The sequence below is a fragment of the Pseudoalteromonas sp. JB197 genome, from assembly GCF_002332205.1.
Lineage (GTDB): Bacteria > Pseudomonadota > Gammaproteobacteria > Enterobacterales > Alteromonadaceae > Pseudoalteromonas > Pseudoalteromonas nigrifaciens.
In genome coordinates this window covers 175,794-193,569 of the sequence record NZ_NRGZ01000001.1, presented here as the reverse complement: position 1 = coordinate 193,569, position 17,776 = coordinate 175,794, and the positions used below count along the sequence as shown (strand labels likewise).

Annotated in this window: 21 protein-coding genes; 7 read left to right on the top strand and 14 right to left on the bottom strand. The window is 40.6% G+C overall.

The features are described 5' to 3' along the window. Window positions 1-28: 28 nt before the first annotated feature. Window positions 29-886, bottom strand: a complete 858-nt coding sequence (gene rsmI / locus CIK86_RS00910) for a 16S rRNA (cytidine(1402)-2'-O)-methyltransferase (RefSeq protein WP_086995415.1) — start codon at window positions 884-886, stop codon at window positions 29-31. A gap of 61 nt (window positions 887-947) precedes the next feature. Between rsmI and CIK86_RS00905 the strand changes: the two genes are divergently transcribed. Genes CIK86_RS00905 through dolP form a run of 4 tightly spaced genes read left to right on the top strand, consistent with a single transcriptional unit; the run spans window position 948 to window position 4,397 of the window. Further along, the gene (locus tag CIK86_RS00905) at window positions 948-2,825 is read left to right on the top strand and encodes a penicillin-binding protein activator (RefSeq protein WP_086995412.1); all 1,878 of its coding nucleotides are present in this window, start codon (window positions 948-950) and stop codon (window positions 2,823-2,825) included. A 13-nt stretch (window positions 2,826-2,838) separates the two neighbouring features. Continuing rightward, window positions 2,839-3,210, top strand: coding sequence for a YraN family protein (locus CIK86_RS00900; RefSeq protein ID WP_011329171.1), 372 nt, complete (start codon window positions 2,839-2,841; stop codon window positions 3,208-3,210). Window positions 3,211-3,244: 34 nt separating this feature from the next. Then, complete coding sequence (locus tag CIK86_RS00895; protein ID WP_011329172.1) at window positions 3,245-3,838, top strand: SIS domain-containing protein; 594 nt, start codon at window positions 3,245-3,247, stop codon at window positions 3,836-3,838. Next, window positions 3,831-4,397, top strand: coding sequence for a division/outer membrane stress-associated lipid-binding lipoprotein (dolP, locus tag CIK86_RS00890; protein ID WP_011329173.1), 567 nt, complete (start codon window positions 3,831-3,833; stop codon window positions 4,395-4,397). Before CIK86_RS00895 ends, dolP begins: the two co-directional genes overlap by 8 nt. A 258-nt stretch (window positions 4,398-4,655) precedes the next feature. On the opposite strand, the gene CIK86_RS00885 is transcribed toward dolP, so the two are convergent. The 8 genes from CIK86_RS00885 to zapE all read right to left on the bottom strand — a co-directional run bounded on the left by CIK86_RS00885 (window position 4,656) and on the right by zapE (window position 11,153). Continuing rightward, complete coding sequence (locus CIK86_RS00885) at window positions 4,656-5,093, bottom strand: ClpXP protease specificity-enhancing factor (RefSeq protein WP_011329174.1); 438 nt, start codon at window positions 5,091-5,093, stop codon at window positions 4,656-4,658. After that, entirely contained in the window at window positions 5,093-5,719 is a 627-nt protein-coding gene (gene sspA / locus CIK86_RS00880; RefSeq protein ID WP_011329175.1) for a stringent starvation protein SspA, read from the bottom strand. The genes CIK86_RS00885 and sspA overlap by 1 nt, the downstream gene beginning before the upstream one ends. A gap of 79 nt (window positions 5,720-5,798) precedes the next feature. Continuing rightward, a complete protein-coding gene (locus CIK86_RS00875; RefSeq protein WP_011329176.1) occupies window positions 5,799-6,542 on the bottom strand; it encodes a cytochrome c1 in 744 nt (247 codons plus the stop codon). After that, window positions 6,539-7,804, bottom strand: coding sequence for a cytochrome b N-terminal domain-containing protein (locus CIK86_RS00870; protein WP_011329177.1), 1,266 nt, complete (start codon window positions 7,802-7,804; stop codon window positions 6,539-6,541). Before CIK86_RS00870 ends, CIK86_RS00875 begins: the two co-directional genes overlap by 4 nt. Beyond that, on the bottom strand, window positions 7,804-8,394 hold the full coding sequence (gene petA / locus CIK86_RS00865; protein WP_011329178.1) for a ubiquinol-cytochrome c reductase iron-sulfur subunit: 591 nt from the start codon (window positions 8,392-8,394) through the stop codon (window positions 7,804-7,806). Before petA ends, CIK86_RS00870 begins: the two co-directional genes overlap by 1 nt. A 525-nt stretch (window positions 8,395-8,919) precedes the next feature. Beyond that, window positions 8,920-9,312, bottom strand: coding sequence for a 30S ribosomal protein S9 (gene rpsI / locus CIK86_RS00860; protein WP_086995409.1), 393 nt, complete (start codon window positions 9,310-9,312; stop codon window positions 8,920-8,922). An 8-nt stretch (window positions 9,313-9,320) separates the two neighbouring features. Further along, window positions 9,321-9,749 (bottom strand): 50S ribosomal protein L13, encoded by a 429-nt coding sequence (rplM, locus tag CIK86_RS00855; RefSeq protein WP_011329180.1) that lies wholly within the window; start codon window positions 9,747-9,749, stop codon window positions 9,321-9,323. 315 nt (window positions 9,750-10,064) lie between these two features. Next, window positions 10,065-11,153, bottom strand: a complete 1,089-nt coding sequence (gene zapE, locus CIK86_RS00850) for a cell division protein ZapE (RefSeq protein WP_011329182.1) — start codon at window positions 11,151-11,153, stop codon at window positions 10,065-10,067. Between the two features lie 125 nt (window positions 11,154-11,278). Between zapE and CIK86_RS00845 the strand changes: the two genes are divergently transcribed. The 3 genes from CIK86_RS00845 to CIK86_RS00835 all read left to right on the top strand — a co-directional run bounded on the left by CIK86_RS00845 (window position 11,279) and on the right by CIK86_RS00835 (window position 14,641). Continuing rightward, window positions 11,279-11,713, top strand: coding sequence for a YhcB family protein (locus CIK86_RS00845; RefSeq protein ID WP_011329183.1), 435 nt, complete (start codon window positions 11,279-11,281; stop codon window positions 11,711-11,713). Between the two features lie 393 nt (window positions 11,714-12,106). Further along, the gene (locus CIK86_RS00840; RefSeq protein ID WP_086995406.1) at window positions 12,107-13,459 is read left to right on the top strand and encodes a Do family serine endopeptidase; all 1,353 of its coding nucleotides are present in this window, start codon (window positions 12,107-12,109) and stop codon (window positions 13,457-13,459) included. Between the two features lie 99 nt (window positions 13,460-13,558). Further along, window positions 13,559-14,641, top strand: a complete 1,083-nt coding sequence (locus tag CIK86_RS00835; RefSeq protein ID WP_011329185.1) for a trypsin-like peptidase domain-containing protein — start codon at window positions 13,559-13,561, stop codon at window positions 14,639-14,641. A gap of 67 nt (window positions 14,642-14,708) precedes the next feature. Here CIK86_RS00835 and murA read toward each other — a convergent pair whose 3' ends face one another. The 5 genes from murA to mlaD are packed head-to-tail and all read right to left on the bottom strand — an operon-like array spanning window position 14,709 to window position 17,764. Then, on the bottom strand, window positions 14,709-15,968 hold the full coding sequence (gene murA, locus CIK86_RS00830; RefSeq protein ID WP_086995403.1) for a UDP-N-acetylglucosamine 1-carboxyvinyltransferase: 1,260 nt from the start codon (window positions 15,966-15,968) through the stop codon (window positions 14,709-14,711). Window positions 15,969-15,980: 12 nt separating this feature from the next. Further along, window positions 15,981-16,238: a BolA family protein gene (locus tag CIK86_RS00825; RefSeq protein ID WP_011329187.1), complete on the bottom strand. Its 258-nt coding sequence runs from the start codon at window positions 16,236-16,238 to the stop codon at window positions 15,981-15,983. A gap of 5 nt (window positions 16,239-16,243) precedes the next feature. Further along, window positions 16,244-16,537 carry an STAS domain-containing protein gene (locus CIK86_RS00820; RefSeq protein ID WP_011329188.1) on the bottom strand — a complete coding sequence of 98 codons (294 nt, stop codon included), beginning with the start codon at window positions 16,535-16,537 and terminating at the stop codon, window positions 16,244-16,246. After that, a complete protein-coding gene (locus tag CIK86_RS00815; protein ID WP_086995400.1) occupies window positions 16,530-17,210 on the bottom strand; it encodes an ABC transporter substrate-binding protein in 681 nt (226 codons plus the stop codon). Before CIK86_RS00815 ends, CIK86_RS00820 begins: the two co-directional genes overlap by 8 nt. Before the next feature lie 5 nt (window positions 17,211-17,215). Next, window positions 17,216-17,764, bottom strand: coding sequence for an outer membrane lipid asymmetry maintenance protein MlaD (gene mlaD / locus CIK86_RS00810; protein WP_011329190.1), 549 nt, complete (start codon window positions 17,762-17,764; stop codon window positions 17,216-17,218). Window positions 17,765-17,776: the final 12 nt, after the last annotated feature.

Genomic DNA, 17,776 nt, shown 5'->3' with positions numbered 1-17,776 from the left:
TGAGGATAATGCCAAGCGCAGTAAAGATTTACCCTTTTTCGTCAATTATTGTTTTATACAGCGCATTTTTTTTCATACCAAAGTAATCGGCTACAATACCGCAGGCTTTTTTCATTGGCATTTCGCTTTCAAGCAGCGCTAGCATTTTACGTGCTTCAGGCGGTACGTCGTCTATTAACTTAGGTTTACCCGGCAACATGAGTACTATTTCGCCGCGCTGCTTGGTAGGATCGTTAGTTAAAAATGCTTTTAACTCACTCACACTGCCATTAAAAAATGTTTCAAAGGTTTTAGTCAGCTCTTTAGCAAACACCACTTGCTGATCATCGCCAAGTGCCTCAGCTAAGTCATCAAGGCTTGCCATAATACGGTGGGTACTTTCATACATTATGCTAGTAATGCCAGAATTTACTGCATCAATAAAAAATTCTTGGCGTGCTTTACTTTTTGCTGGTGTAAAACCAACAAATTGAAAGCGATCAGTTGGTAAGCCAGAACAGCATACAGCGGTTATTGCAGCGCATGCTCCAGGAATGGGTGTAACATGTGCGCCTTGCTCGCGGCATAAATTAACCACCGCATAGCCAGGATCGCTGATCAAAGGTGTGCCTGCGTCTGATACTAAGGCTATATTTAAGCCTTGATTGAGCTGATCGATAATTTGTTGTGCTTTTTGCTTTTCGTTATGATCGTGTAAAGCAAAGGTTTTAGCCTTGATACCAAAGTGGCTAAGTAGCTTGCCAGTATGGCGTGTGTCTTCAGCAGCGATTAAGTCAACTTGCGATAATGTCGCGATTGCACGCTGACTTAAGTCGTCATAATTGCCAATTGGGGTGGCTACAATGTAAAGAGTGCCAATTTTCTGTGAATTCTCCTCATTTAACATTGAGGTCTCCTGCGTCAGTCAGTAATATAAGCAAATCGCGTTAACGTATTGGGAAATCATTGTGCGACTTAAACTAGTTAGTCTATTAATTATATTGTCAGGGTTATCGGCGTGTAGCACAACCGAAAAACCAACTAAAAACAGTGATAACTTCAGTAACAGTGCCAATGCACTAAAAAACCAAGCTAATAGTGCGTTATCTATCTATCAATTGGCGCAAAACCGCCAAGGTGCCGATAAAATACAGCTACTTTATAGTGCCCGCGATGCTGCAGTGAATGAGCAAAGTTGGTCGTTATTAGAAAAGGTATGCGGTGAGTTAGAATTAACCCCAAGTGTTGATCAGATTCAAAATCGTCTTTATATTGCGTTTGCGCAAAAGCAGCAAAATAAAAACGCTCAAGCGTTAGTTATTTTGCAGTCTTTAGATGGTCAACTTAAACAGCCTGAACATTTTACCTGGCATCAATTTTTAACCGCCAGTGTGTATGCATCGCAAGACTTTGCGAAACGCGCAGCCCCTTACTTTTTTGCGGCGTCTGAGTCTGCTACTAAAAATAATATTGATATTCCACAGCTAAACCAAAACTTATGGGATAACTTAAAAAAGCTTTCCTCTTATACACTTGAACGCTTTAACAGAGGGTCGGTTATTCAACAAGGTTGGGTTAACCTTGCTTTGTACCATCAAGTTTATGCTGGCAGTGCCGTTGAACTTGACCAAGCTATTAATAATTGGTTGAGACGCTACCCCGGGCACCCTGCTAAAGTAGTTTTACCTAAACAAGATGAGTTAGTGAATGACTTAACGCCTGTAATAATAGAGCGTTTAGTTGTACTACTGCCGCAATCTGGTGCTAATGAACGCTTAGGTGATGCACTTAAAGCCGGCGTGCTCGCAGCACTTGATCAGCAAAGCATTAATGAAACCATTTTTATTGATGAAAACAGTGATGTTGATGAAATTACGGCTAAAATAGCGCAAATAAAACCCGACTTTGTTGTTGGTCCACTGTTAAAAGCGAATATAGATAAACTTGCTAATGCGCAAGTGCTTATAGACATACCTACTATGCATTTAAATACCTTTGATGGTGAGCGGCTTTCGTTACAGCACTACTTTTTTGCCCTTAACCCCGAGCATGAAGTACAACAAGCATTAGAGCACTTTTTAGCTCAGGGCTACCAAAAGCCTATGTTACTTGCGCCTAATAATGCAAACGGGCAGCGTTTGGTTGATTACTTTAACCTGCAGTGGCAACGCTATAGCGAAACCAAACCACAAATTGGCTTTTATAACAGTAATCAAGACATGCCTGATACGATTACCAGCTTACTTGAAGTTGATAAAAGTAAAGAGCGGATCAAAACCGTTAAAACTTTATTTAAGCAAGAAGTCGAAAACGAAACACGCTCGCGCAGCGATATAGACGCTATTTATATTTTAGGCGATGCAATAGAAACCCGTTTAATAAAGCCGTATTTAGACGTTAATGTAAGTACATTTGCTGATAGGATCCCGCTTTATGCTAGTTCTAAAAGCCATAGTAGCCAAATTGATCGTACCGATAAAGGCGACTTAGATGGCTTATACTTTACCGAACTTCCTTGGATGTTAAAGTCGCAAATTAAACAGCATAATCTTCGCCAGCAATACGAAACATTGTGGCCAGAGCACGCCGATATAAGTCAGCGTTTATTTGCTATGGCCTACGATGCAGTAACTATATTACATGACATTAAACAACTAAGTCTTTCTCCTGGGAATCAGTTTAACGGTTTAAGTGGTAAGCTCTCGGTTAATACCAGCGGGCATATTGAACGCACATTAGACTGGGCACAATATACCAATCGTCGGATTAAGGCAGTGCAACTAAAAACACAACGCCCTGTACCGTTATTTATGCAATCAGCCAGTGACATATACATTACCGAATAACTAAGGGGGCGACATGTCTTGGTTTAAACAGCTGTGGCAAAACAGTCGTGAAAAAGGCCAGTATTATGAGCTCCAGGCACAAAAGTATTTAGTTTCTCAAGGGTTAACAGCAATTGAGCGTAACTATTACTGCCCCTTTGGCGAACTTGATGTAATTATGAAAGACGGTAACACTTTGGTTTTTGTGGAAGTTAAGTTTCGTAAAAATCACGCTCGCGGCGGCGCTAATTACGCATTAAGTATACAAAAACAAGCACGCTTAAAACGCAGTATTTATCATTACTTAGCCGCTAAAAACCTAACAAATCAGCCGTTAAGAATCGATTATGTAGCAATCACTGGAGAGCCGTCTATGCATATTAACTGGCTCAAAAACGTATTTTAAAAACAAAGAACTAGGTATAAATTGTTGGTATTCTATGCAAGACACTATTAAAGAAATTTTTACAGAAAGCATTCAGGTACAAATAGCAGCGGGTGAGGTATTACCCAGTGCATTAGAGTCAGCCGCTTTTACCATTGCTCAAAGCCTGATCAACGGCAATAAGCTTATTTGTTGCGGTACAGCTAACTGCCATATGCTTGCTCAACACATGGCAGGTGTTTTAGTTAATCATTATGAAACCGAGCGCCCTTGCCTGCCAGCTATTGCGTTATCGCAAGAGAGTATTAACTTAGGGCAAAGTACTCAGGTTGACGATTACGACACGTTTGCTCGTCAAGTACGTGCCTTTGCTCAACAAGGTGACTTACTGCTGGCACTGGCTATTAATGGTAATGAAAAACAAATTATTTCAGCGGTAGAGGCGGCACTAACTAAGGATATGAAGGTCATAGTTATGGTTGGTGATGACGGCGGTGAGCTAGTTGGTTTACTTGGCCCTAATGATGTTGAGATTAGAACGCCTTCTAAACGCCCAAGCCGTATTATTGAGTCGCATTTAGTTAACTTACATTGTTTAAGTGAACTGGTTGATTTAACGCTTTTCCCGCAGGATGAAAATTATGTTTAAACGCTCCCTTATTATTTTAGGCACGGTTGTATTACTGCAAGGGTGTGCAGCCGCAGTGGTTGCTGGTACTGCTAGTGCAATAACAGCTGCAAACGATCGTCGCACAATTGGCTCTCAGATCGATGACAGCAATATTGAAATAAAAGCTAGCATTGCAATTAGTGAAGTAGATCGCTTGCATAAATTTGCTCATATTAGCGCTGTAAGCGTTAATGGCATTGTTTTATTAGTTGGCCAAGTTGCCAATGAAGAAATGAAAAACGAAGCTAATAGAGCCATTGAGAGTGTTGCTGGCATTCGAAAAATACATAACCAAATTCGTATTGGTTCAAATATTGGGGTGACTACCCAAACTCATGACTCTTGGTTAACCTCAAAAGTAAAAGCACAGCTATTAACCGCTAAAAATATTAGTAGTAATAATATTAAAGTAGTGACTGAAAATGCCGAAGTATTTTTGATGGGTTTAGTTTCTGACGCAGAAGCAGAGCAAGCAGTAAATATTGCGCGTAATGTATCGGGTGTTGAGCGCGTAATTAAAGTATTTGAATATTTGTAAAGATAGCTGGTTCGAGGAATATAAAAGCCTTGTAGTTAACACTGCAAGGTTTTTTATACCGGTGGGAAAACCCGCCGTTACAACAATCAACCTTAACCCACGTCTCGCAGCCCACTCCCGCAAACTTTAAGGCATAAAGCCTTAAGCGAAACTTTGTGCTTGGCTTAATCTCTACCTAAAACCTTTTACTTTTATACAGACATAAAAAAACCGCTTATTAGCGGTTTTTCTTTTATCATTAACAGATTATAAAATGTATTATTTTATAACACGTAAATGCGAACCTTTTTTCTTTTCAGGCTTTTCTGGTGGTGTTTCGTCAACATAATTTGCTGATGAATCAACACTTTCAAAATCTGGAGCAAAGTCGTCTTCGTCCTCTAAAAACTCATCTGCTGTAAAGACCGTACCCTCGCCATTTTCACGCGCGTATATTGCAAGTACAGCCCTTAAAGGCACATACACTTGCATTGGCTGACCACCAAACCGCGCGCTAAAGCTAAGTTGCTCATTATCTAACGAAAACTGGGTTACCGCTGAAGGACTAATGTTTAATACAATTTGTCCGTCTTGCACAAACTGTGTTGGCACTTGTACTGCAGGGTAATCAGCGTCAACCACTAAATGTGGCGTGCATTCGTTATCAACAATCCAATCAAAAAAAGCGCGTAATAAGTAAGGACGATTAGGCGTCATTATAAACGGATCTCACGCTCAGTTTCAGTTAAAGAAGCTTGGAATGATTCACGCTCAAATAAGCGGATCATATACTCTTTAAGCTCTTTAGAACCTGCACCGTTAAGCTCAATACCAAATTCAGGTAAACGCCATAATAGTGGAGCAAGGTAACAATCTACTAAGCTAAACTCTTCACTCATAAAGTAAGGTGCTTCGCTAAAGATTGCTGCAACCGCAAGCAATGCTTCTGTTAACTCTTTACGAGCTTGAGCAGCATCTGGTGCGTTGTTAGTGATTTTGTCAGCTAGGCTGTACCAATCAGTATCAATACGGTGCATCATTAAACGGCTACGGCCACGCATTACCGGGTAAACAGGCATTAGTGGAGGATGAGGGAAACGTTCATCAAGGTATTCCATGATGATATTTGCCTGATATAAACCAAGCTCACGGTCAATCAGTGTTGGCACTGTACCGTAAGGGTTAATTTCGTGAAGTGCCTCTGGCAGGTTATCTTTTTCAGCCAAATGAATATCTACACTTACACCTTTTTCAGCAAGTACAATGCGTACTTGGTGGCTATACATACAGTTAGCACCAGAAAAAAGGGTCATTACAGGGCGCTTATTGGCAGCTACGGCCATGCCTACCTCCATTAAATAACTAAAACAGCAATAGGGGCTTAAGCCCCTATTGCAAAATTACCTTTAAACATGTTCAAACTTAATGAACATCTCTCCAGTATTCTTTCTTAAGCATAAATGCCAAGATAAATAGGATGAATAAAAATCCAATTACCTTAATACCTATTGCTTCTGACTCAAGACGTGAAGGTTCACCCACGTACTCAAGGAAGTTGGTTAAATCGCGAGCAGCTTGGTCGTATTCATCTACACTTAATTCACCTGAGCCATCAGTTTCAGTAGCAATAATTCTGGTCACAGTATGACCATTCACTTCTACTTCTTCTGTAATAGCTGTTGGTAAGCCTTGTAGTTCTTGCAGAACATGCGGCATACCTACAGATGGAAACAATGTATTGTTTACGCCAAATGGACGTGACTCATCTTTGTAGAACGATTTTAAATACGTATATATCCAATCAGAACCACGAACACGTGCAACGTTAGTTAAATCTGGTGGCGCAGCACCAAACCACTTTTCAGCATCTTCTTTGGCCATCGCATTGGTAATATGGCTACCTACTTTTGAACCGTCAAAAATTAACTGTTCTGCGCCAATTTCCGTTGGAATACCGATATCACGAAAAGTACGTTCATAACGCTGGTATTGCATTTGATGACAAGCAACACAATAGTTCATGAACAATTTAGCACCGCGTTGCAACGAAGGCTGATCTGTTAGGTCATTACCAGCATCTAATAATGCCACTGAAGGACCTGCAGCCATTGCCGGCAACACATTAATTGATAAAGCAAATAAACCAATAAGTAGCTTTTTCATCATTTCAGTAACCTCTCAGGCAATGGCTTAGTTTTTTCATTCTTACTGTATACAAATAACAGTACGAAGAACATAAAGTAAGTCACAGTACATATCTGCGAAACAATTGTTTTCATGTCAGTTTGTGGTGTTGCACCAACCCAACCTAAAAGAACAAAAGTAACAACAAAGCCTGCAATGTTCCATTTGTGGAAACCACAACGGTAACGAACTGAGCGAACTGAACCACGATCTATCCAAGGTAATAACGCAAGCACTACAATAGATGCACCCATTGCTGCAACACCCATTAACTTATCAGGGATCGCACGTAAGATTGCATAAAATGGCGTAAAGTACCAAACTGGAAAAATATGCTCTGGTGTTTTCAGCGGGTTAGCCGCTTCAAAGTTTGGCGCTTCTAAAAAGAAACCACCCATGGCTGGCATAAAGAACACCACCCAACAGAACAATATTAAGAAACCAACCACACCCACAATATCTTTTACTGTGTAATAAGGGTGGAACGGGATCGCATCAAGAATATCTTTTTTATCAGTATAATATTCATGGAACTTAAACTTAGGTTTATCTTCTTCAGCTACCGTACCTTTTTTACGCTTGTTATCTACGCCTTCAGGGTTATTTGACCCTACTTCATGTAGTGCAACTATGTGTAAAAATACTAAAATCACGATAACTAATGGTAAAGCAATAACATGCAATGCAAAGAAGCGGTTAAGCGTTGCACCCGATATTACGTAATCACCACGGATCCAAAGTGTTAAATCATCACCTATAACCGGAATTGCTCCAAATAGTGAAATGATTACCTGTGCACCCCAAAATGACATTTGCCCCCATGGTAATAAGTACCCCATGAATGCTTCGGCCATTAGCGCTAAGAAAATAAACATACCAAATACCCACAGTAATTCCCGTGGTTTTTGATAAGAACCGTAGATCATGCCACGGAACATATGTAAATATACAACGATGAAAAACGCTGATGCACCGGTTGAGTGTAAATAACGTAATAACCAGCCATAATCAACATCACGCATGATGTATTCAACTGATGCAAACGCCCCCTCAGCAGAAGGTACATAGTTCATAGTTAACCAAATTCCTGTAAGAATTTGGTTAACTAGTACTAACATAGCTAGTGAGCCAAAGAAGTACCAAAAGTTAAAGTTTTTAGGTGCTGGGTACTGTGCAATATGCATGTTCCAGACACGTGTCAATGGTATACGGTCGTCTAGCCAACCAATAATCTTACCAAACATTAGGCCACTCCTTGTTCTTCGCCCACTAATATAGTGGTTTCATCAAGAAAAGTGTATGGTGGTATTTCTAGGTTTAATGGTGCAGGTACCGATTGGAATACACGGCCAGCCATATCAAACTTAGAACCATGACATGGACAGTAAAAACCGTCGTCAGTCCCTTCCACTTTTTCACCAAAGCCACCTTGTAAAAAGCTAGGTGAACATCCTAAATGAGTACAAATACCTACAGCCAAAAATATTTCTGGACGCAATGAACGGTAATCATTTGTTGATGATTCTAATTGTTGTGGCTCTTGCGAATGCGGGTCACGAAGTTGATCTTCATGTCCTTTCATTTGCTCAAGCATTTTTGGGGTCCGTGATACAACCCATACAGGTTTACCACGCCACTCGACACGTATTAATTGTCCTGGCTCAAGTTTGCTTATGTCTACTTCTACAGGCGCACCCGCAGATTTAGCTCGCTCACTTGGATTCCAAGACGCAATAAAAGGAACAGCAGCCCCAGCCGCACCAACACCACCAACAACAGAGGTAGCTATGGTTAAAAAGCGACGTCGGCCATTGTCTACAGGCGCATTGCTCATCCACTTATCTCCACTATGATTCTCAACACTTGCTATATTGAGAACATCAGTTACAGCAGGTTAATTTTTTTGAATTATAAAATAGAAACGATCATATTTAAATCCTTGTTTAAAACAAGGTTACTCACAGCCCCATGCTCGAATAATCCTGACTTGCTCAAAAAATAGATTAAGTTAGCTCGAGTATGAAGCCGAATGACTATCATATCGCTTCTGTAAAAATAATATACTGACTCAGGTCAACCTCACCAAAACAAGCAGTAACAACTGCATTTGCTAGGGCTAAACCTGCTCACATTATTTGCCAGCCAATTGTAGCAAAAAAATTCACCAATTAACTGATGGATTTAAACTAATTACGATAATTATTTAACTTTTTTAGTATTCACTGAGTGTTTTTTTACTTTTGCTCATTAAACACGCTGGGCTTATCAATTACCTATCGTCAAAGTTACCATTTATTATGTCGCGAAAAACAAAAAACCCAGCATAAGCTGGGTTTTTGAATTCTTGATAACGTAAATATTAACGTTTTGAGAACTGTGGACGCTTACGCGCTTTCTTAAGACCCACTTTCTTACGTTCAACTTTACGTGCATCACGAGTTACGAAACCTGCTTTACGAAGTTGTGGACGTAGTGACTCGTCAAACTCCATAAGTGCACGAGTAATACCGTGACGGATTGCACCAGCTTGACCAGTTGTACCACCACCAGAAACGGTGATGTGAAGATCAAACTTTTCAGTCATATCAACAAGCTCTAGAGCTTGATGAACAACCATACGTGCTGTTTCGCGACCAAAGTACTCTTCTAAAGAGCGCTTGTTGATTACGATGTTACCAGTACCTGGGCGTAAGAACACGCGAGCACTAGAACTTTTACGACGACCTGTACCGTAGTATTGATTTGCCATGATGGTGCTCCTTAAATGTCTAGAACCTGAGGCTGTTGTGCAGCATGGTTATGCTCAGTACCTGTGTAAACTTTAAGTTTACGGTACATAGCGCGGCCTAAAGGACCACGTGGCAACATGCCTTTAACAGCTTTTTCGATGATCATTTCAGGCTTTGCAGCTTGAAGTTTATCAAAAGTAGTAGACTTAAGACCACCTGGAAAACCAGAGTGTGAATAGTACACTTTGTTTTTGAATTTGTTACCAGTTACAGTAACTTTTTCAGCGTTGATAACGATGATATAATCACCAGTATCTACGTGCGGTGTATATTCAACTTTATGCTTACCGCGTAGGCGGAGAGCGATTTCAGTAGCGATGCGACCTAAAGTTTTACCTTCAGCGTCAACTACGTACCAGTCACGTTTTACTGTTTCTGGTTTAGCAACAAACGTTTTCATTTATAAAAATCCAATGTTTTTCAATTAAAACCACAAGTAGTTAATATTAACTACTGCTCTAAGTTTGCTATAACCCCTTCGAGTTTTAGACTTTTGCGCCGCTCACAAGTGGCTAGACTATATGAAGGCATAGAACGCAACGTGGCAGGAGCGGGAGTATATCAGCACTTTTATTGCATTACTACCGGCGGGTTGTTTTTTCCACAAATTTTTTAACTGCTAGGCACTTTATATTAAAAAGACCTTCGCTGTGTATTGGGCTCTAGCATTGAGCCCCTTCCTCAAAAGAATAAATTAGCCCTAAGGCGCTAACTTTTATGCTAAATGCTCTTTCGCTAAATACTCTAGCGACTGCATTTCTTGTAAGCGACTTATGCAGCGTTTAAACTCAAAGCTTAAATTACCTTGAGTATAGAGCTCTGTAATGGGTTTTTCTGCCGAAATTATTAAAGTCACGTGGCGTTCGTAAAATTCATCTACTAATGCAATAAAGCGTCTTGCTGCGTCGTCATTCACTTGCCCAAATTGTTTTACGTTAGACAAAATAACTGTGTTATATAAACGGCTAATTTCCATGTAATCTACTTGGCTACGCGCGGTTTCACATAATTCGCTAAACTCAAACATTACAACACAATCAGATACTTTACGGGTTTTAATCATGCGCCCTTCAATTTCAATGGCGGTATTAGATTTACCCTGTTCGTGTGATAACTTATCAAAGTATTCAAATAGGTTTTTATCGGCTTGCTCATCGAGTGGGCTGTGAAATATCTCTGCCTGCTCTAAAGTTCTTAGCCTGTAATCTATGCCCGAATCGACATTTACTATTTCTGTATTTGCATTAACAAGCGCAATCGCGGGCAAAAAGCGCGCGCGCTGTAAGCCATTTCGATACAACTCATCGGGAATAATATTCGACGTAGCAACTAACACTATGCCACGAGCAAACAGTGCTTCCATTAAGCCACCGAGTAACATAGCATCGGTAATGTCTTGAACGTAAAATTCATCAAAACAAATTATATCGGTTTCGGCTTTAAAAATATCAGCTACTATTTCTAGTGGATTTTCTTTTTTATTTAGTTTTTTAAGCTCGTCATGTACTCGGTGCATAAAGCGGTGAAAATGCACGCGCATTTTACGCTGCCCCGGTAGTGCTTCATAAAAGGTATCAACTAAATACGTTTTACCACGCCCTACTCCGCCCCAAAAATACAAACCTTTTATAGGTGCAGGCTCTGTTTTATTAAATAGCTTTGCAAAAAAACCGGTAGGTTGCGGTTTTGCTTGAGTTAAATCATCATATAAGCGCTGTAAATGACGTACAGCATTTTCTTGTGCTGCGTCGTATACAAAGTCATCACGCTTGAGGTCTTGCTGGTATGTTTGCCAAGGAGTCATATCTATTTACTGTTAAAACGCAGTTTAATTTACAAAGCATATTAACACGCATCATTAGTCAGGGTATATTAGACTTAGTTTGATTTAAGATATTCGTTAGTTATTTTCCCAAAGAGGTGATATTTATGGGTACATTTACATGGGTCGGTTTAGTTATTATTGTTGCTATAGCCGCATTTTTCATCGGTGCATTTGTCACTAAAAAACAGTTCAAGCATGATGAATTAGAAGAGCAGGTTGAACAAGCAAAAAATACGCTAGAGCAATATCGACAAGATGTAGCTGATCACTTAGCAAATACTGGTAAGTTAGTAACTAAAATGAAAGACAATTACGATCAGTTACTTAGCCATGTTGAAGAAACTAATCAGTTGTTACTAGAGGACAGAAATAAAGCACCTGCTGAACCTTTTTTCTCTAAAGAGATGACTGAGCAGTTACAAGCTTCACTTAAAGAGCGCCGCTCAGATCGCTCTAACGCCGATGCACAGCCGGCTGATTACGTATCGGGTGAGTCTGGTTTGTTTGCTGGCGAAGCAAAATCTTCAACAGCATCTTGATGAACTTTTTTTCAACCCCATAGTCTTTAGATATAACAGCTTTGTTGTTTTAAAGGGCTTGTTTTTCTTTCGAGGTTGAATTTGCAGCAGTATGTTTGATTTTTAGGCAAGGCAGAGCCTGTGCCATGTGCTTATTTCACATAAACAGGCGATAACGCAGCATAAATAACAAACATGCGCTGCCCTTGGGTTCGTCCTAGGGGGAATTTACTCATTGTTGCTCGGTTTTTACTTAGCCCACTAGGTTACAAATCTCGCGCCGCGATTAAATCCCCTCTAGATAGAACAAATTACAATCCTGAAAGGTCAACAGGCCCTAAATAAACCGAAAAGGGCTGCTTTTAAAGTAGCCCTTTTTGTTTTCGCTTATCCTAAGTGGAGTAAACCCTGACTATGAAAATGAAATTATCACTTATCAGCGCAGCTATTTTGTCTACTAGCCTATTATTGAGCCCGGTTACGTCTTACGCAAAAATGCCGATTGCAGTAAATGGCCAACAATTACCAACACTTGCGCCTATGTTAGAGCAAATAACTCCTGGTGTTGTCAGTATCCAGGTTTCGGGCTCAAAAGAAATACGTCGCCGCGCCGATCCGCTGGAGTTCTTTTTTGGTAACCCACAACCTCGCAGTCAAAAACGTCAATTTAGCGGGTTAGGCTCAGGGGTTATTATTGATGCTAAGAAAGGTTATGTGGTCACTAACAACCATGTGATCCAAGACGCCGAAAAAATGATAGTCACCCTTGAAGACGGCCGAGAGTTTGAGGCAACCAAAATTGGCACTGATAAAGAGTCTGATATCGCCTTATTACAAATAGATGCAGATGATTTAACCGCAGTAAAGCTAGCTAACTCTGATAATTTACGGGTGGGCGACTTTGCTGTTGCCATTGGTAACCCATTTGGTTTAAGCCATACGGTTACATCTGGCATAGTAAGCGCACTTGGTCGCAGTGGCTTAAATATTGAAGGTTACGAAGATTTCATTCAAACCGATGCCGCTATTAACCAAGGTAACTCTGGTGGTGCATTAGTTAATTTAAATGGCGAGCTAATTGGAATTAACACCGCAATTTTAGGCGCATCTGGCGGTAACGTAGGTATTGGCTTTGCTATTCCTTCTAATATGATGAAAAACTTAGTTGATCAAATTATTGAACACGGTGAAGTTCGCCGAGGCTCGCTAGGAATATCAGGTCGCCCTCTCGATGCTGGGCTTGCCAAAGCACAGCAGCTTGACGTAAAACAGGGCGCGTATGTTATGCAAGTAATGGATAACACTGCAGCCAGCAAAGCGGGCATACAAGCAGGCGATGTTATTATTAGCATTAATGGTAGTGATATTAGCGGCTTTCATGAATTACGCAGTAAAATAGCAACCTTAGGCGAAGGCCGAGACGTTAAATTAGGTATTTACCGCGATGGTAAGATAAAAACCGTTAAAGTAACCCTAGATGGCGCATCTGGTATTACCGCAACAGGCGAAGAATTACACCCTGCATTTCAAGGTGCCACATTAGAAAACGTTAAGAAAAATAACGCTAAGGGTATTGAAGTTAGTACGGTAGATCCGCGCTCTCCTGCAGCGCGTGTTGGTCTTGAAGAAGGTGATATTATTGTGCAAGTAAATCGCCAGCGCGTAGAAAGCATAAATGATATGAACCAGATCATTGAAAACATCAAAGGCAACATTGTATTAGGGGTAAAACGCGGTCGTGAGTCTATATTTGTACTCATTCAATAATTTATAACCGTTAAAATGCAATAAAAGTAACAGCGGCACTTGCCGCTGTTATTTTTTTTGGCCATCATAAAGAGATTGCTCACTAACAATAAGAATCTTGTGCTAAAAATCTTAAAATTTATACTCCCTCCTCTATTTGCAGGCCTAGGTATTGCTTTTTTAGTGGTTTTTTTTAGTCCTAATATGCGCACTGCATTGCTGCCTAATGTGCCACTGCCCAGTGCTATGAGTAGCAACCATTTAAGCTTTTCAGATGCGGTTAAGCGTGCGGCTCCTTCGGTAGTCACCGTTTTTTCAGAAAGTATTTCTAAAGAACCACGCTATAAACGACAAAACACCGTACAAGAACTAGGTTCGGGCGTGATCATGTCGCAAGATGGCTATATTCTTACCAATTATCATGTGATTAATAATGCCGACCAAATACTGGTTATATTAACCGATGGCCGACGCTTTTTTGATGTACAGCTTATTGGTTTTGATACTATTACTGACCTTGCGCTCTTAAAAATTAATGCCGATCACTTACCTGTTATTCCTGTTAACGATGACTACTCATCAAGTGTTGGCGACATTGTACTGGCCATTGGTAACCCTTTAAATTTAGGGCAAACCATTACCCAAGGCATTATTAGCGCCACCGGCAAACAAAAAATCACCGACAGTCCTTATAATAATTTATTGCAAATGGACGCAGCCATTAATGTAGGCAATTCGGGCGGTGCATTAGTTAATTCCAATGGTGATTTAGTCGGTATTACTTCTGCACAATTTAAAACTCGCGAAAACTTAAACATACAGGGAATATTTTTTGCGGTTCCTTACTCTTTAGTAAAAGAGGTTATGGCAAAACTAATTCGCCATGGCCGAGTGGTTCGTGGCTACTTAGGCTTTGAGGGGACAGCTGTAGATAGCACAGGCAAAGAAGTAAACGACAGTCTAACGCCCGTGGCAGGTATGCGTATTACTAACTTAGACCCACTAGGCCCTGCTTGGCAGGCCGGTATTGAAGAGCAAGATATTGTAATTGAAATAGCAGGACTTTCGGTAGCAAACCCACAAAAAGTGTTAGAAAAAATAGGCAATACCGAACCCGGTAAAGAAATAGAATTTGAGCTGTACCGCAATGGTAAAATAGAAAAAATAATGGTGACGGTTGCAGAGCTTGAAACTAAGCTTTAATAAAAAGGCCGGATAGCAAATTAGCTTATCCGGCCTTTAAAAATACCTTAACTAACTAAATAGTTATTTAACTACTTCTACGTTTAATATTAGCACCTAACCCGCTGAGCTTATCTTCAATGCGCTCATAACCTCTATCAACATGATAAATACGATCAACTATCGTTTCACCTTGCGCCACTATACCGGTTAAAATTAAACTGGCTGATGCACGTAGGTCGGTTGCCATAACTTGGGCACCGCTAAGAGTTTTTGTATCACCACAAATAGCTGTGTTGCCTTCTAAGCGAATATTTGCGCCCATGCGTTGTAGCTCAGGTACGTGCATAAAGCGGTTTTCAAAAATAGTTTCGGTAATGGTGGCACTACCAATAGCCACTACATTTAATGCGGTAAACTGCGCCTGCATATCGGTAGGAAAACCAGGATGCGGAGCTGTTTTAATATTAACGGCTTTTAATTCTCTGCCGCGCATATCTAAATAAATGCTGTTGTCATGTACTTCTAACAATGCATTGGTTGCACGTAGCTTTTCAATTACCGGCTCAAGTGAATGAAAATCGGTCATCTTACACAGCACTTCGCCACCGGCCATAGCAGCAGCAACTAAAAAAGTACCTGTTTCAATACGATCTGGTAAAATACGGTGCTCACAACCCGCTAAACGCTCAACGCCTTCAATTTCAATACGGTTTGTACCCGCCCCCGTAATTTTAGCGCCCATAGCAATTAAGCAATTAGCCAAGTCTGTTATTTCTGGCTCACAAGCTGCATTTTCAAGCACAGTTTTGCCATCGGCTAAGGTCGCGGCCATCAATAGGTTTTCAGTAGCGCCAACGCTAACCATCTCCATAAAGATTTCAGCGCCTTTTAAGCGACCATTTACTTTGGCATTAATATAGCCGTTTTCTACGTTGATTTGTGCGCCCATGCGCTCTAAACCTTGAATATGAATATCCACAGGTCGAGCCCCAATAGCGCAGCCACCAGGGAGTGACACTTGTGCTTCACCAAAACGCGCCACTAAAGGCCCGAGTGTCAGTACCGATGCACGCATTTGCTTAACTAGGTCATACGGAGCAAGTGTTTTATCCACTGTTGCGCCGTCAATCACAAGCGTGTCGCCTTGCCAATTAACACTCGCACCTAAGGTTTTTAATAACGCTTCGGTGGTAACTATGTCACGCAAGCGCGGTACATTAGTAAACGTACTTTTACCATCGGCTAATAATGCGGCAAATAAAATAGGAAGTGCCGCATTTTTAGCGCCAGAGATAGTAACTTCACCCGCAAGCGAAGTGCCACCTTGAATTACAAATTGATCCATGTAGGGGCCTTTTTATTGCGGTAAAATAAATTTTTGTTCGCGTTTCCACTCTACAGGAGTAAAAGCGCGAATTGATACTGCGTGAATGGTGCCATCTGAAATAGTATTCATTAATGGTCCATAAACTAGCTGTTGCTTTTTCACTCGGCTTAAACCGTCAAAGCATTCGCCAACAGCTATTACTTCATAATGGCTACCATTGGCTTTAACATGTACTTCTGCTAATTGAAGTTCATCGCGTAATAATATTTCGACTTGGCTAGTTTCCATAACTCTCACTCAAATAGGGTTGTAACTTGACCCAATTGCATTAAATTTTGCAATTGTTCAGGTGGGTTTTGCAACTCAAGGCGAATGCCTTGTTGCTTGTACTGCGCAAAAGTGTGAATTAACCAAGCTAAGCCTGCTGTGTCAACCCTAGATACGTCACTAAGGTCAAAGTAGCAGATTTTATGCTTGGTTATTGCCTGACTGCCCAGGCCTTTTTCATCGCCAATTGAACTTCGAGTAAGCTCACCACTGACTCGAAAATGTTGCTCATCAACTTGGCTTATCACCAACTTAGTCATTGGTGTCGCTGCCTCTAAACTGTACTGGCAGTTGGCTCTTTTGCTCTAAAAGGTTACTTACGTGGTCAATACCTTGTTGGCGTAACATGCCTTGTAGCTCACTTTGCTTTGCATCTAGTAAGCTAATACCTTCTGCAATCATATCGTAAGCACGCCATTCACCACTTCTGTCTTCACGTACTTTAAAGTCAATTTTAATATCGGGTTTACCCGCTTCAATGATCTTGGTTTTTACTACCACCACATCTTTACCTTTAAAAGGTTGTGGTGCGCCAAACTCGACTTGTTGGTTGGTGTATTGGGTAAAAACACCTGCATACGTTGCTACTAGGTACTCTCTAAATACTACAATAAAGCGCTGAATATCTTTAATTGCGCGCGCCTTTTCAGCCTCATCGGTTATTGCACGCACTTTTGATACTTCGCTGCCTAACACTCGCAGTGCCGCATATTTGTAGTCAATGTAGGGCATTAATTCTTCTTCAACAATGACACGAAAATGCTCATTATTTTTAATAATTAATGGCTGATCTTTTGTGATCCGCTCAAAGGTATTATCTGCCACTTGACGTACCATTTTGTTAGGATCTGTTAGTTTAACATCGGCAGCTTTAACTACCTGTGCAAACGTTAGGGTACTAAGCGCTGCAATAACTAAAAACTTTTTCAACATAATAATTACTCACTACCTTGGTTGAATAAAAACTGCCCAATTAACTCTTCTAGCACTAAGGCAGACTTAGTATCGGTAATAGACCCACCGTCACCTAGCGCTTTACTTTCTACGCCAAATAAATCATCAATTGCTTGATCTTGTTCGTTATGTACCACAGTTAAACCTAAACAACGCTGCTCTGCAGATTCTGGTGCAATAACAGGATTAATCCCTAAGTACTGCTCACCTAAAATGCCTGACGTTAAAATAGAGATTGAGCTAGTGTCTGAAAAACGACATAAATACTGTGCATCAATGGTCATATTAACAACTGGTAAAAATTCTTGCGGATGAACATAAATAGATTCTACCCGGCCAATAACCACACCGCCCACTTTAATGGGTGCACGGGGCTTTAATGAGCCTATGTTTTCAAATTTAGCATTAAGTGTGTATGTGTCACCTGAGCCACTAATACCAGTGTTGGCCACTTTAAGCGCAAGCATAGCAAATGCTAAAATGCCTAGTGCGACAAAAAAACCAACTAAAATCTCTAATTTCCGTGAATTCATTATCTATACCCT

What these genes read in the sequence shown, in the direction of transcription:
- sspA (WP_011329175.1), bottom strand. Translation starts at nt 5,719, where the DNA reads ATGGCCGTAGCTGCCAATAAGCGCCCTGTAATGACCCTTTTTTCTGGT.
- CIK86_RS00895 (WP_011329172.1), top strand. Translation starts at nt 3,245, where the DNA reads ATGCAAGACACTATTAAAGAAATTTTTACAGAAAGCATTCAGGTACAA.
- rsmI (WP_086995415.1), bottom strand. Translation starts at nt 886, where the DNA reads ATGTTAAATGAGGAGAATTCACAGAAAATTGGCACTCTTTACATTGTA.
- CIK86_RS00875 (WP_011329176.1), bottom strand. Translation starts at nt 6,542, where the DNA reads ATGATGAAAAAGCTACTTATTGGTTTATTTGCTTTATCAATTAATGTG.
- dolP (WP_011329173.1), top strand. Translation starts at nt 3,831, where the DNA reads ATGTTTAAACGCTCCCTTATTATTTTAGGCACGGTTGTATTACTGCAA.
- CIK86_RS00885 (WP_011329174.1), bottom strand. Translation starts at nt 5,093, where the DNA reads ATGACGCCTAATCGTCCTTACTTATTACGCGCTTTTTTTGATTGGATT.
- CIK86_RS00845 (WP_011329183.1), top strand. Translation starts at nt 11,279, where the DNA reads ATGGGTACATTTACATGGGTCGGTTTAGTTATTATTGTTGCTATAGCC.
- rplM (WP_011329180.1), bottom strand. Translation starts at nt 9,749, where the DNA reads ATGAAAACGTTTGTTGCTAAACCAGAAACAGTAAAACGTGACTGGTAC.
- zapE (WP_011329182.1), bottom strand. Translation starts at nt 11,153, where the DNA reads ATGACTCCTTGGCAAACATACCAGCAAGACCTCAAGCGTGATGACTTT.
- CIK86_RS00870 (WP_011329177.1), bottom strand. Translation starts at nt 7,804, where the DNA reads ATGTTTGGTAAGATTATTGGTTGGCTAGACGACCGTATACCATTGACA.
- CIK86_RS00840 (WP_086995406.1), top strand. Translation starts at nt 12,107, where the DNA reads ATGAAAATGAAATTATCACTTATCAGCGCAGCTATTTTGTCTACTAGC.
- CIK86_RS00825 (WP_011329187.1), bottom strand. Translation starts at nt 16,238, where the DNA reads ATGGAAACTAGCCAAGTCGAAATATTATTACGCGATGAACTTCAATTA.
- CIK86_RS00815 (WP_086995400.1), bottom strand. Translation starts at nt 17,210, where the DNA reads ATGTTGAAAAAGTTTTTAGTTATTGCAGCGCTTAGTACCCTAACGTTT.
- mlaD (WP_011329190.1), bottom strand. Translation starts at nt 17,764, where the DNA reads ATGAATTCACGGAAATTAGAGATTTTAGTTGGTTTTTTTGTCGCACTA.
- CIK86_RS00900 (WP_011329171.1), top strand. Translation starts at nt 2,839, where the DNA reads ATGTCTTGGTTTAAACAGCTGTGGCAAAACAGTCGTGAAAAAGGCCAG.
- petA (WP_011329178.1), bottom strand. Translation starts at nt 8,394, where the DNA reads ATGAGCAATGCGCCTGTAGACAATGGCCGACGTCGCTTTTTAACCATA.
- murA (WP_086995403.1), bottom strand. Translation starts at nt 15,968, where the DNA reads ATGGATCAATTTGTAATTCAAGGTGGCACTTCGCTTGCGGGTGAAGTT.
- CIK86_RS00820 (WP_011329188.1), bottom strand. Translation starts at nt 16,537, where the DNA reads ATGACTAAGTTGGTGATAAGCCAAGTTGATGAGCAACATTTTCGAGTC.